The sequence below is a fragment of the Iodobacter fluviatilis genome (assembly GCF_900451195.1).
GTDB lineage: Bacteria > Pseudomonadota > Gammaproteobacteria > Burkholderiales > Chitinibacteraceae > Iodobacter > Iodobacter fluviatilis.
In genome coordinates this window covers 692,450-707,604 of the sequence record NZ_UGHR01000001.1, presented here as the reverse complement: position 1 = coordinate 707,604, position 15,155 = coordinate 692,450, and the positions used below count along the sequence as shown (strand labels likewise).

General features: G+C 49.4%; 5 protein-coding genes and 1 tRNA gene. 4 read left to right on the top strand and 2 right to left on the bottom strand.

Annotation, left to right across the window (positions count from 1 at the left end; genetic code table 11):
* The first annotated feature begins 112 nt into the window (after window positions 1-112).
* Window positions 113-196, top strand: a tRNA-Leu gene (locus tag DYD62_RS03195).
* 137 nt (window positions 197-333) lie between these two features.
* Here DYD62_RS03195 and DYD62_RS03190 read toward each other — a convergent pair.
* Both DYD62_RS03190 and DYD62_RS03185 read right to left on the bottom strand, forming a co-directional pair.
* Entirely contained in the window at window positions 334-7,989 is a 7,656-nt protein-coding gene (locus DYD62_RS03190) for a DUF4347 domain-containing protein (RefSeq protein ID WP_165928591.1), read from the bottom strand.
* A gap of 578 nt (window positions 7,990-8,567) precedes the next feature.
* Window positions 8,568-9,203: a Vat family streptogramin A O-acetyltransferase gene (locus DYD62_RS03185; RefSeq protein ID WP_115226042.1), complete on the bottom strand. Its 636-nt coding sequence runs from the start codon at window positions 9,201-9,203 to the stop codon at window positions 8,568-8,570.
* Between the two features lie 257 nt (window positions 9,204-9,460).
* On the opposite strand from DYD62_RS03185, the gene DYD62_RS03180 reads away from it, so the two are divergent.
* From DYD62_RS03180 to sstT, 3 genes are all read left to right on the top strand, one after another.
* Window positions 9,461-11,347, top strand: coding sequence for a methyl-accepting chemotaxis protein (locus DYD62_RS03180; protein ID WP_233702864.1), 1,887 nt, complete (start codon window positions 9,461-9,463; stop codon window positions 11,345-11,347).
* A gap of 270 nt (window positions 11,348-11,617) precedes the next feature.
* Window positions 11,618-13,462: a methyl-accepting chemotaxis protein gene (locus DYD62_RS03175; RefSeq protein WP_233702863.1), complete on the top strand. Its 1,845-nt coding sequence runs from the start codon at window positions 11,618-11,620 to the stop codon at window positions 13,460-13,462.
* A gap of 374 nt (window positions 13,463-13,836) precedes the next feature.
* Entirely contained in the window at window positions 13,837-15,078 is a 1,242-nt protein-coding gene (sstT, locus tag DYD62_RS03170) for a serine/threonine transporter SstT (protein ID WP_115226041.1), read from the top strand.
* The last annotated feature ends 77 nt before the right edge of the window (window positions 15,079-15,155 follow it).

Here is a 15,155-nt window from a genome sequence, read left to right as displayed (position 1 = left end):
TTGAAACAAGCATAAAAAAACAGGCAGAATATAAAAATTCAGCCCGTTACCAAAGAAAAAGTATTTATCTTTGATTTATGCCAATCAAATGCAAAGCAAATGATGTTGAAATGCCCGGGTGGTGAAATTGGTAGACACAAGGGACTTAAAATCCCTCGCTTATGGCGTATCGGTTCAAGTCCGATCCCGGGCACCACAGCAGAAAAACTTTAAACCCGCATCCGATAAGGCTTAGCGGGTTTTTTGTTGCCTGCAGCACCCAAAAAAGCCGGAAAGATTCCGGCTTTTAAATCATGTTCTGCAAATATTACTTTTAAAAGCGCCAGATCATCATCACACCATCCATAAGCCTTCAGTATTGTATTGAGTGGCGATGATTTCCGGGCTGATGCTCAATGCAACAACCATTTCTGCGCGTGTATGGCTGGCCAGATAGCCTTGCCAATTTTGCTGGCTAGTAGCATCCGCAGCATGATGCAATGCATTCTGATAAAGCAGGTTAACAAAATCAGCGTTATTCAGGCTGCCATGTTGTTGCTGAAATTCTGCCGAGTATAAAAAGCCATCTGCCAGTGCTTTGTTTTCCTGATAGTGACTTGTCCAATAGCCGAAGCCATTAAGCTCTGCATTTCTTCCCAGCACCATTTGGTACATTAAAGCAATTTGCTGCAAAGTGGCTTGGCCGGCTTGAGTGAAGCTTAAATCGACCGTACCATCGCTGAATTCTCCCTTTTCAATCTGTCTGATTAAATCAATATCCCCATTGGCTTTATTTTCTGCAATCTGTACTTCGCCTTTATTGCTGAGAATAAATTTGTAATCAGCCAGCTTGCCAGAGTAAACCACGGTGTCGCTGCCATCGCCCCCTACGAGGGTGTCATTGCCACTGCCGCCAGTCAGGCGATCGTCTCCGCTGCCGGCAATCCAGCCTTGTTCAGAGCTGATATTTTGCCCTCCCAGCGACAGGCCAAAGGCGGTCAGCCACAGAGCCTGATGCTCACTGCTACCAGCAAACTGCTTTAATACCTCAGCACGTGTCACAGCACCCGAATCCAGCTTGGCGGCCCATGTACCGCTGCCATTCTGATCAACGCTGCCTTGGGTGGTCTGATAAAGCTGACGCATAAAATCTAAATTTGAAAGCTTGCCCGCGCTATTATTCCATTCATTTGAATAGCTAAAATCAAGCGCAATTTGATCTGTGGTTTTGCCTGTTTTGACCCAATAACTTAAGCCTGCCAAATCAGGGCTGCGGTTAAAAGCGGCATGATAAAGCAGAGCAAGGGATTGCAGTGCTGTTTGGCTGCCTGTGGCAAAGCCTAAATCTGCCACCGCCTGATTAAGCTCTGCGGCCGTGATGGTTTCAGTCTGTGTGGCATCCACCAATTGGGTGATATGACGGCCTGTTACCTGGCCCTGATTATTCAGATAAAAATTCCATTGTCCTAAATCACTACGCCCGCCCTGCACAGAATCATTACCACTGCCGCCCAGCACGGTATCGTTGCCTATGCCGCCAAACAGGCGGTCATTATCGGCTCCGCCATCCAGATAATCATTTCCTCCCGCACTGCCTACGATATCATCGCCTGCTCCGCCAAGCAGCGTATCGTCATCAGCCCCCAAAAAGAGTGTTTGTGATGCATCATCGCCAATCACATAGTTTTTTCCGTTACCGCCACGCACAATGGCGCTGCCAACAATGCTGGCAAAATCAACATCATCAAGCTGAATCGTTATACCTGATGGCAATGCTCTGGCATCGATCACAAGAGCAAGCGAGGAAGAGGGCAATGCAGGTACAGAGCCGCCATTGCCCGCAGCCGGTGTACCTGAAACGAGGATCGCCTGATTGAGCGTCTGGTCAGGCGCGATGCTGAGCGTCAGCGTTTTGGTTTGTAACAAGGTATCGGGCAATAAATTATTTAAAAATTGAGTACCAAACCCCGTCATCCCTGTTTGCACTTGTGAGCCAGACACCGTTTTGCTTTCGATACGCATAATTAAATCAATCAAAGCCTGATTATTACTCAGCAGTGTATTGGGGCCATCCGCCTGCAGGCCGGTGCCATTGGGCAAGCTCACCACCAGATTAGAGCTGGCTGCACCCTGATTGATACCAAGCGGAATATCGGCCAGCTGACCATGCGATGTGCTGCTGTCCTCTACCCTGCCTGCCGTAATGACAGGAACAGAAACACTCTGATTATTCAGACCTGTATTCGCATCATGCGTAGTGGTGGTGCTCACTACAACGCCATCAACAGTACTGGGCACCGGTGTTGGTGTTGGTGTTGGTGTTGGTGTTGGCGTTGGCGTTGGCGTTGGTGTTGGCGTTGGTGTGGGTGTTGGCGTTGGTGTCGGGGCAGGCAATGTTGCAGTGATGGCATTGCCGGTTAAATCAGCAACGACGGCCGCACTGTCTGCACCAGCAATCCAATCTTCAGCGGCGGCAAGGTTATAGCTGGTGCCCCCCGTAGAAAGTGTGCCGCTTTTATTCAGCAACTGATTGACAGCCGCTTTGTCTGTTGCGCTCAGGGTAAGGGTAAATGCACTGGCCGAGCTAATCTCCACATTTGCGGTATCTGTCAGCGCGTATGTCCCGGCCCCTTCGCCTTTAAGAGTGAATTTATTGGCAACAATATCATTAGCTGCACCTATTTTTTTAAGTAAGCCCGTGCCCGTGACCACTAAAACACCACTGCTGGCATCGTAGCTTGCAGAGGTGATTTGCGGCGTAGCTGTATTACTGACCGTGATCCCGTTGCCCGTTAAATCTGCATTTAAGGCCACATCCGCCAGCCAGTTATTTGCTGCAGCCAGGTTATACGTTGTGGCATTCCCGGAGCTTGTGCCGTTTTTATTCAGCAGGCCATCTAGATTAATGCTGTCGGTGGCATTTAAGTTAATCGAGAAAGACGTGCTGTTTGTGATCTCCACATCGGCCGAAGTCAGCGTATAGCTCCCTCCCTCCCCTGCAATACTCAGCAGCGACACCGCAATATCATTAGCGGCACCTGTTTTGGCCTGAAAATTACTGCCTGTCACACTCAGAATATGGGTAGCCGCGTCATAACTGGCGCTGCTGATTACCGGGCCGCTGGCCACCGTAATGCCATTGCCGGTGAGATCTGCCACCACCACTGCAGCATCCGCCCCTGCAGCCCAGTCTTCAGCGGCAGCCAAATTGTAGGTGGTGGCATCCGCTGCGCTTGTTCCATCTTGATTAAGTAAAAGCAGCACAGCGGCCTTATCTGTGGCGCTCAGTGTCAGGGTAAAGGCCGTGCCCGAGGTGATCTCCACATTAGCGCTGTCCGTCAGGGTGTAGCTGGCGCCGCCCTGCCCGGTAAAGCTCAGCTTATTGGCCACAATATCGTTAGCACCACCACTTAAAGACAAAAAGCCACTGCCGCTCACCTGCAACACGCCTGTGCTGCTGTTATATACCGATGAATTAACCTGCGGCACGGCCACATTACTGACCGTGATGCCATTGCCGCTTAAATCTGCGACAACAACGGCGGCATCCGCCCCGGCAGCCCAATCTTCTGCAGCAGCAAGATTGTATGTGGCTGTTCCTGTTGAGCTGGTGCCTGCCTTATTAAAGATTAAATTCATGGCCGCTTTATCAGCCGCGCTTAAAACCAGAGTAAAGCTGGTGCCCGATGTGATCTCCACATTGGCCGTATCTACCAGGGTATAGGTTTGCCCACCCTCACCACTAAAGGTAAATTTATTGGCAACAATATCGTTATTTGCACCACTTAAAGACAAAAACCCTGTCCCCGTCACCACCAGCGTGCCTGTTGCCGCGTTATAGGCAGACGATGTAATAGCCGGCACCGCCACATTACTGGCGCTTATCCCATTAGCAGTCAGATCAGCCACCACAGCGGCGCTGTCTGCGCCCGCAATCCAGTCTTCTGCGGCTGCAAGGTTGTAGCTGCTTGCACTACTTGAGCTGCTGCCATTTTTATTGATGATCAGATTTACAGCGGCCCTATCGTTATTGCTTAAGGTCAGCGTAAACTCTGTGGCAGACGTGATTTCTACATCTGCACTATCCGTCAGCGTGTAGGTGGCGCCGCCTTCACCCGTGATAGTCAGTTTATTTGCGGTGACATCATTGCCTGCCCCCACTTTTTTAATCAGATTGCTTCCCGTCACCACCAAAGCACCGGTGGCTGCGTTGTAGGTGGCCGAGCTAATCTGCGGCAAAGTGGTATTGCTTACGGTAATGGCATTACCAGTCAAATCTGCACTCATGGCAACACTGGCCAGCCAGTTATCTGCTGCGGCTAGGTTATAAGTTGTGGCATTGCCTGAGCTGCTGCCGTTTTTATTCAGCAACCCTTCAATATTGATTTGATCTGCCGCATTTAAGGTCACAGAAAAACCAGTCGCGCTGCTGATTTCAACATCAGCAGAGGTCAGGGTGTAGCTCCCCCCTTCGCCCGTCAGGGTCAGTAAAGAAACCGCAATATCATTTGCCGCCCCAGCCAAGGCCTGAAAATGGCTGCCCGTCACTGTTAACACATGGGTCGCTGCGTTATAAGTGGCGCTGTTAATCACCGGCACCCCCGCATTGCTGGCGGTCACCCCGTTGCCGCTTAAATCGGCCACAACGAGCGCAGCATCTGCCCCCGCTGCCCAATCCTCAGCCGCAGCAAGGTTGTAAGTGCTGGCGTCTACAGAGCTTGTACCGTTTTTATTGATAATCAGATCAAGCGCAGCACGATCAGTGCTGCTCATGGTGATGGTAAACGAGGTTGCCGATGTGATTTCTGCATTACTGCTATCGGTAAGGGTGTAAGTCTGCCCCCCTTCACCGGTAAAGGTCAGCTTATTGGCCACAATATCATTATTGGCCCCGCTGAGTTTAAGCAGGCCGGTGCCCGTCACCACCAGCACGCCCGTGCTCACGTCATAAGCAGCAGAGGTAATCGTCGGAACAGCCACATTGCTGACGGTTATTCCATTGCCTGTTAAATCAGCAATCACAACCGCCGCATCTGCTCCGGCCTGCCAGTCTTCTGCAGCGGCAAGATTATAAGTCGTGCCAGAGACAGAACTGCTGCCATTTTTAGTCAGCAGCTGATTCACTTGCGCCAGATCGGCAGCGCTCAGGGTAAGGCTGAAGCTGGTGCCTGAGGTGATGTCCACATTGGCCGTGTCAGTCAGGGTGTAGCTGCCGCCCTCCCCGCTAAAACTGAGCTTATTGGCAATGATTTCATTACTTGCACCGCTCAGTTTTAAAAAGCCCGTGCCGGTCACCACTAATACGCCCGTTGCCGCGTTATAAGTGGAAGAGCTGATCACTGGCGCAGCTACGTTGCTCGTGGTAATGCCATTACCGCTTAAATCAGCCACAACAACAGCGGCATCGGCGCCAGCGGCCCAGTCTTCGGCGGCGGCAAGGTTAAAGGTGGTGCCACCGGTAGAGCTGCTGCCATTTTTATTCAGCAGCTGATTGATTGCAGCCTGGTCAGTTGCAGAGAGTGTCAGCGTAAATGAAGTACCAGAGCTGATATCAACATTAGCCGTATCGGTCAGGGTGTAGCTCGCACCTTCTCCTGTAAGGCTCAGCTTATTAGCCACAATATCGTTGCCCGCACCACTCAGGCTTAAAAAACCTGTACCGCTTACCGTTAAGACCCCCGTTGCTGCGTTATAGGTTGCGGAAGTTATTGCTGGCACCGCCACATTACTGACCGTAATACCGTTGCCCGTCAGATCCGCCACCACGACTGCCGCATCCGCGCCTGCAGCCCAGTCTTCTGCTGCTGCCAGATTAAAGGTGCTGCCCCCTGTAGCGCTGCTGCCATTTTTATTCAGTAGCTGATTAATAGCCGCTTTATCGGTGGCAGAAAGCGTGAGCGTAAATGAAGTTTGCGAGCTGATATCCACATTAGCGCTGTCAGTCAGCGTATACGTTGCCCCTCCTTCTCCGCTCACAGTCAGCTTATTAGCCACAATATCATTAGCTGCACCGCTGGCCGATAACAGGCCCGTACCCGTGACCACCAATACACCCGTTGCCGCGTTGTAGGTGGCCGAAGTCATGGTAGGAACGGCCACATTGGAAACCGTCACCCCCGCTGTCGCCACTGAGGTATCGCTGTTATTGATCACGCTATTCCAGTCATCGGCGGCAGCCAAGTTATACGTTGTGCCGCCACTGGAGCTGGTGCCCACCTTATTAAATAGCATTTCAATCTGAGCACGGTCTGTGGCATTAAGCGTCACGGCAAACGATGTAGCACTGCCAACTTCCACATCGGCACTCGTCAGCGTGTAAGTACTGCCCCCTTCCCCCTTCAGGGTCAGCTTGGAAACCGTAATATCATTTGGAGTGCCAATGGTTCCGACCAAATTACTACCCGTTACCGTCAGCACATGCGTCGCCGCGTTATAGGTAGCGGAGCTGATGACTGGCGAGCTCACATTGCTCACAGTCACCCCGTTAGCGCTTAAATCTGCTGCAGCGTTTGTAGTGACGTCCCAGTTGGCTGCCGCAGCCAGATTAAAAGTCGTGCCACCGACTGCCGATGTCCCTGCCTTGTTCAGCAAGCCATTCACTGCAATTTTGTCAACGGCATTCAGGGTAATTGAAAAAGTAGTGGTGCTGCCGGGATTGGTATTGGCGCTGGTCAGGGTATAACTTGCCCCGCCCTGCCCTGTGAGTGAAAGCTTCGTGGCATCAATGGTATCGATCGTATTCATACCACTGCCGGTAACAGAAAGCACACCGGTACTGGCATCATAAGTGGCACTGGTAATTGCAGAACTACCCGATGGCGTAGTAAACACTAGGCTGTCCAATGCCAGACCCACCCCATCTGAGCCGGAAGTACGGCTAAAAACAACCGTATCAATATTGTCCCAGGCCGAGCCAAAGGTCAGCGAGCCTCCGTTATACACACTGGATAACTTACTATAAACAATGGCTGTATTGCCACTACCGTAAGTCGCTGAAAGCCCCATATTCAGGCCAGTGACTTGCACCACCTGGGTGCCCCCACTACCCCCGCTATAGCCTGTTACCGAAAAATTGCTATTAAAGCCACCAATATTATCGTTTGCATTTGCAACCAGTGAAATGAGTTTAAATTTATCACTGACGCTATCAGAGGAAAATTGAAAATATGAAATTCCCGAATTAGCAGTTCCATTATAATCATTCAGAATGGCACGGCCGGTAAAGCCCGTAAATGTCTCGCTATAAAAGCCATTTATATCATCAATAATATCAACAGCAGCAACGCCATTACTGGAATAAGTGATCCCGCCAATAGAGCGGCTGGCAGTTGAATTGCCCGTATTTGAAAATGATTCAAAATTCTGATTGGCCGGTACGGCCAGGGTGGCGGAATATGCAGTTAGTTTAGAAATAGCGAGTGCCGCTTCAATATTGCCGGTCGTTTTTTCTAATACCCAATTTCCGCCCAAAGCGGCAGCACCGCTTAAATCATCCGATGCCGCAATATCGGCTTTGGTATAGCTAGCCAGTTGCTGAATAAAACCAGCGCCATCATCCCCCTTAGCCACATTGCAGCCATAGAGCAAAATATCTGCCCCCTGCTTCAGAGATAAAGCAATCGTTTGCAATTCAAAAGCATGCTCATTCAGATTTTGTGCATCCAGTGTCAGCGTGCCTAAACTCAGCGCAGCTTCAGAGCCATGAGATATAAGATGCAGCGCATCCACACCACTTCTACCGGCCAGTATATCGCTCATCTGGCTCAGGCCATCCCGGCTTGAATCCAGAATATGGACTTCTTTATCCGCGCTGAGTGCCGCAATAATTTGCGCGATATCCGCCACATTATCTTCAATAAAAACAACTTGGCTGGCAGCAGTGCTATGACTTACAACTTCAGAATTGGGCAGCGGGGGGGTAATAAGCCGGGAGGCCAATAAAGAAGCAAGCCGCTGTGAAGAATGCGCTTCATCGTCAAAAGGGACGCGTGCTGATTCATTATTTTGCATTGCAAATGACCTCTGAAAATAGCGAGCCATCCAGCCACCCGGCTCGTTGGTGCAGCGCTGCATGTTGTTGCAGAGCGTTGAAATAAGTGCATTCTCCCTGCATTAAATATGCAGGTATAATATTAATATTCTCTTATGTACCAAGCTAGGCAGAAAGCAAACCTGAATATAGCTTACAAATAAATAAGTGTTAGCGATCTCACAGTTCTTTTTACAATTACAACTATAGAAATTATAAATATACAGAGCACGCCAGAAAAATGCACCTAGCGTAAAAGATAAACAGCCTTTCTGCAGACAAACAGCAGCAAAAACGCACTTCTCTGTTGTATTTAAATTACGGGCTGACTTGATTTAATTCAGGAATTACTGACAAAAATCCAAAAAAACTTACTGGCTTTTTGTGTAACAGAGGAAATGAGGAAGGTCTTATTTAACGTTGCAAACACAATAGCTCAGACATCATCAAGCGTTCTTGCAAGCAGGGCCTGTGCCTGAAAAGAACGCTTCTACTCTTTAGCCTTAATACAATAACCCAGAATCTTTAAAACAGGGATTCAGCCCGAAGCACAGCACACTTAAAAAACCACTGCGCCCAATGCCCCGATATCCCCCGCCATAATTTCCGGCAGATGCTGGCTAATGACTTCTACAGGCCAATTCCACCATGCTATTTCTTCCAGCCTAGCTACCTGATCCAAGGTAAAGCGATGCTTAATGAGCTTTGCAGGGTTGCCACCAACCACCGTGTAGGCAGGCACATCGCGAGTCACCACTGAACGAGATGAAATTACTGCACCGTTGCCTATCTTGACCCCCGGCATAATTAAAGCGTCATAGCCTATCCAGACATCGTTGCCGATGAGGGTATCGCCTTTATAAGGAAAATCAGAGAGCGGCGGCGCGGATTTTTCCCAGCCATTACCGAAAATTTGAAAGGGATAAGTGGAGATACCGGAGAGCTTGTGATTGGCGCCATTCATAATAAATTTCACGCCACGAGCGATGGCACAAAATTTACCAATAATCAGTTTGTCGCCAATAAAGGGGTAGTGATAGAGCACATTACGTTCAAAGTTTTCCGAATCTGCAGGATCATCGTAATAGCTGTAATCACCGACAATAATATTGGGATTACTGATGGTATTTTTGATATAGCAAACCTGGGGAAACCCATCCATCGGGTGCTTATTTTCCGGGCTGGGGCCGTTCATAACTACTCCTTGGGCAGTTTAAAAAATGCTCGATCAGGATGACGGCTATCCACATCAAACTCAAGCTTATCTCTGCAGGAAATCAAAAGTACCGGAGGTATTCCGGTGTTTGGGCACTGAAAAATCATGCCAGACACATTGCTATTTCCGCCGCACATTTGTTAATAATACCCATGCAGGCAATTTGGACCATTAGCGTATCCTAATAACATAAAAAAAGAGGATAATTCGGATTAATTCTCTTTACTTTCAGGTACATGATGCAGTCCATCAGAAGTAAAATTACGCTATTAATCGCGTTATCCATGCTGTTTGCCACGATCAGCATTACGATCATCACCTGCTTAAATATCCGCAGCCACACCTACGCCGAGGCGGAACGGGAAATCGACTCAGTCGCAGCGGCCCAGACTGCATTTATCAGCAACTGGCTTGATTCGCGTAAACACATTGTTAAAGCCGCCCTGCGCCATACCGGCGAAGAAAACATCAGCCTTTATTTACAGCAATTAGCCGAAGCGGGTGGCTACAGCCTGATGTTTGAAGGCGATGGCAGCGCCAAAACCATGATGTATTCTGTGCCTGGCCAAAGCAAACCCAGCCCTGAATATGATCCTGCTGCTCGCCCATGGTATATCCAGGCAAAATCCAGCAATGATGTGATCGTATCCGAGCCTTACCGCGATGCCGATCCGGCCATTAAAGAACTGGTTCTGACCCTAGCCCAAAAAGTGGGCGGCCATGAAAAGGTTATTGGCGGCGATATTCTGATTGGTGATCTGGTTAAATCCACACTCGCCATCAAACTGGCAGGTAAAGGTCATGTCTTTTTAATGACCAAAGAAGGCAAAATCATTGCCTACCCTAAGCCGGGCTTTGAACTCAAACCGATCACAGACCTGATCCCAGGCTTGGATAGCAGCACCGTTGCTGCCCTGCTCAGCAAAGGCAGTGCAAACCAGATCAGTATTGATGGCAACGATTTCTTACTGGAGCTTGCCCCTATTACCGGCAGTGATTGGGTATTAGGTGTAGCACTGGATAAAGCCGAAATTGACGCACCGCTCAATCATCTGATCATGATTATTATTGCGGCAGTTGTTGCCGTGCTGATTGCCGTTATTCTGTTTTGTACCGCTTATTTACGCAGCTTACTGGCAGGCTTATTACGCATTCGCGATGCCATGCTGGATATTTCCCAGGGCGAAGCCGATCTGACCCGCCGTATTCCAAGCGAAGGCAATGATGAGGTTGCAGAAACCGCTCAGGCCTTTAACCGCTTTATTGATCGCTTGAATATTCTGTTTAAAGAATTACGCAGCGAAGCCATCGAGCTAACGGGTGGTGTGAGCGAAGTCAGCGGCTCGGTACTGAAGCTGGCTAACGATTCGCACAACCTAGCTGATATTTCCAGCTCAAATGCGGCTGCCATCGAAGAAGTCAGCGTCAGCATCTCGCATATCGCCGAAGCAGCGCGTGAAACCGATGATCTGGTCAAAGAAGCGGCAAATGCATCACGTCATGGTAGCCAGAATGTCTTGAAAATCAGCGACGAAATGGCCAATACCCGCCAATCAGTCGGTGATTTATCAACGCTACTGGCCTCTTTAGAGCATCGCTCGCAAGATATCACCAAGATCACCAATGTGATTCGTGAGATTGCCGATCAAACCAATTTGCTGGCACTCAACGCCGCAATCGAAGCGGCCCGTGCAGGTGAGCAAGGCCGTGGTTTTGCCGTCGTAGCGGATGAAGTTCGCAAGCTGGCAGAGCGCACCGGCAAGGCCACGATGGAAATCAGCCAAATGATTGGCGATATCCTCAGCGAAACTGGTTTGGCTGTAAGTAATATGCAAACCACCGTGAAAGCCGTTGATTTAAGCAGCGCACTCACGCAAACAGCCAGCGAGCAAATGACTCTGATCGGCCAGTCTATGCAGCAGGTCACCGACCGGATCAGCGAAATTGCGCTGTCTACTGGCGAGCAGCAAAACGCCACGACCGCCATGGCACAGAGCACTGAATCGATAAATGGCCAGATTCTGGATTCAGATGCGGCACTGCAATCATCAATGCAAACCCTGAAAATGCTGGACGATCTGGCAAAGAAAATGCAGGCGGCATTTAATCGCTTTAAAATGTAAATAAATCTGTTTGCATTCATCTGCTGAATAAATTTAAAGAACTTTCTTTGTTCTTTCTTTTTACAAAGAAAAGCGGTCATTCAATCACCTTGAATGACCGCTTTTTTCTTTCTTTAATGGTAATTATTACCGTGGATATTGTATAAGCATATTGTGATATACCAATAAATTGGCGCTTAAAATAAAGGATAATGCGAAATATTACTATTACCTTTCAAAAAGATGATGCACTCTATCAGAAGTAAGATTACGCTCTTAATTGCGCTCTCTATGCTGATCGCCACAATCAGCATCACCGTGATTGCCTGCCTTAATATCCGCAGCCATACCTATGCCGAAGCCGAACGCGAAATAGATTCGGTTGCCGCAGGGCAAACCGCATTTATCAGCGGCTGGCTTGAATCACATAAACGCATTATCACCGCCACCTTGCGCCATAGCGGCGAAGAAAATATCAGCTACTACCTGCAGCAACTTGCCGAAGCGGGGGGCTATAACGTCATTTATGAGGGCAATGGTAGCAGCAAAGACATGCTGTATTCTGTGCCCGGCCGCAGCAAACCCAGCGCAGAATATAACCCCGCAGCCCGCCCTTGGTTTATTGAAGCCAAGGCCGCCAATGGGGTGATTATCTCTGGCCCCTACCCCGATTCTGAGCCGGCAAGCAAAGGCCAGCTGGTTATCACCTTTGCCCAAAAAGCCAAAGACCCCAATATGGTCATTGGCGGCGATATTCTGATTACTGATCTGGTTAAATCAACCCTCGCCACCAAATTAGCGGGTAAAGGCCATGTTTTCCTGACAACCAAAGATGGCAAGATTATTGCCTATCCCAAGACAGGCTTCGATCTCAAGCCCATCAGCGACTTAATCCCAGGGCTAACAGACAGCGAATTTTCTGCACGCTTAAGTGGTGGCAAACACGCCAGCGTTTTTGCCATTGATGGTGAAGATTATCTGATTGAGCTCTCCCCGGTAGCAGGCAGCGATTGGGTGCTGGGCGTTGCACTGGATAAAGCTGAAATCGATGCCCCTTTGCATCGCCTCGTCTGGGTTATTATTTCTGCGCTTTGCGTTGTTTTACTAGTGGTTATTCTGTTTTGCACCGCCTACTTACGCCGGCTGCTGGCAGGTTTATTGCAAATCCGCGATGCCATGCTGGATATCTCACAGGGCGAAGCTGATTTAACCCGACGCATTCCAAGCAAGGGCCATGATGAAGTTGCTGAAACAGCCCAAGCTTTTAATCACTTTATTGAACGCTTAAACACGCTGTTTATTGCACTACGCCATGAAGCGATTGAGCTCACAGGAGGTGTGGGTGAGGTCAGTAATTCAGTACTCAGGCTAGCCAGTGATTCACATCACCTGGCCGATATCTCAAGCGCTAACGCCGCCGCCATCGAAGAAGTCAGCGTCAGCATCTCGCACATTGCCGATGCCGCACGTGAGACCGATGATTTAGTGAAAGCGGCAGCACTGGCCTCGCAGCATGGCAGTGAAAATGTGCTGAAAATCAGCAGAGAGATGGCGCATACGCGCCAGTCTGTGGGCGATTTATCCAGCCTACTGGCTTCTTTAGAGCATCGTTCACAAGACATCAGCAAAATCACCAATGTAATCCGGGATATTGCCGACCAAACCAATCTACTGGCGCTGAATGCAGCGATTGAAGCCGCCCGCGCAGGTGAAGAAGGCCGCGGCTTTGCCGTCGTTGCTGATGAAGTACGCAAACTTGCAGAGCGCACGGGTAAAGCCACGATGGAAATCAGCCAGATGATCAGCGATATCCTTGGCGAAACCGGCCGTGCAGTGGGCAATATGCAAACAACAGTAAAAGCCGTCGATACCAGCAGCGCGCTCACACAAACCGCCAGCGAACAAATGCAGCAAATTGGCGACTCCATGCAACAGGTTATGGAAAGAATCAGCGAAATTGCGCTCTCTACCGGCGAGCAGCACAATGCCACTACGGCTATGGCACAGAGTACTGAATCCATTAACGGGCAAATTCTCGATTCGGATGCAGCCTTGCAATCCTCCATGCGCACCTTAAAAACACTGGATGAGCTGGCCAAAGAAATGCAGAGCGCCTTTAATCGCTTCAAGCTTTAAAGTGTCTGGCGTACTGCCCAATCCGCAGTACGCCCCCTATCGTCTTGTTTACAAATTTAATCTTGTACAAAGCAAGCCTTGATTGCCTGTAAATAAAACGTATGAATACATATACGTTTTGCCATAAAGCAACTTAAATAATCCGTTTTTTATCCATCTGACTTTCAGATTGCCATCATTATTTAAATGTCATTATTTGCCATGGTAATAACACCATCTGATAAAAGGGCATTGCTAAGGCAATCCCCAGTAGCCGCTTAAACCCTTTCCATTTTATTCTCGGGCATTGGCCTTATTTCCCCTCCACACTCGTTTCAGGAAATTCATTTGCCATTCCTGACGAGCAACGAGAATAAAACAGTAAAGGAAACACGATGCAGCAGACACAAAATCCGCTACTCAGGCTATTAAACCGCAGCAGCTTGGTCAGCCAGATTATGATTGGCCTGATCGCGGGTATTGCACTGGCTTTATTTTTTCCTGCGGCAGCCAAGTCAGCAGGTTTATTGGGCAGCTTATTTGTCAGCGCCTTAAAAGCGGTTGCCCCCATCTTGGTTTTTGTTTTGGTAGCGGCTTCTATTGCTAACCATAAACCCAGCCAAAAATCGAATATGCGGCCCATTTTGGTTCTGTATTTATTTGGCACTTTTGCTGCGGCCGTCGTGGCTGTAGCGGCCAGTTTTTTGTTCCCGTCCACACTCATTCTGGTAAAGCACGCAAGCGATATCACCCCGCCCAGCGGCATTGTAGAAGTGCTGCGCAGCCTTTTGCTGAGCGTGGTTGATAACCCGATAAAAGCGCTGATGAATGCCAACTTTATCGGCATTCTGGCCTGGGCCATTGCCCTTGGTGTAGCCATGCGCCACGCCAATGAAACCACTAAAACCGTGGTCAGCGATTTATCTGGTGGCGTATCGGTGATTGTGGGTGTGGTCATTCGCTTTGCACCGCTAGGTATTTTTGGCCTGGTTGCGTCAACGATTGCCGAAACCGGTATCGAATCTTTGCTGAACTATGCCCACCTTTTACTGGTGCTAATTGGCTGCATGCTGTTTGTAGCCTTGGTGATGAACCCGGCGATTGTATTCTGGAAGCTGCGCCGCAATCCTTACCCGCTGGTTTTTTCCTGCCTGCGTGAAAGCGGCGTAACCGCCTTTTTTACCCGCAGCTCGGCAGCAAATATCCCTGTGAATATGGCTTTATGTAAAAAGCTGGGCCTGAAAGAAGAGGATTACTCAGTATCGATTCCGTTGGGCGCAACCATCAATATGGCCGGTGCGGCGATTACCATTTCGGTGCTGACCCTAGCTGCTGTGCATACACTCGGCATTCAGGTTGATTTGCCTACGGCACTTCTCTTAAGCGTGGTTTCTGCCATCTGTGCCTGCGGCGCTTCTGGTGTAGCCGGTGGCTCGCTGCTGCTAATTCCTATGGCGTGCAGCTTGTTTGGTATTTCTAATGATCTGGCCATGCAGGTAGTTGCCGTCGGCTTTATTATTGGCGTATTGCAAGATTCTGCCGAAACCGCACTCAACTCTTCCACCGATGTGCTCTTTACCGCTGCAGCCTGCCAGGCCGCAGAACACAAGTCACAGCTGGCATTTGCCGGCCGCTAAATTGTTGATACCGTGTATTGAAAAAGCGCAGCCTGGGCTGCGCTTTTTTTTGCCGCCATAAGACTGTGCCTCCTTAC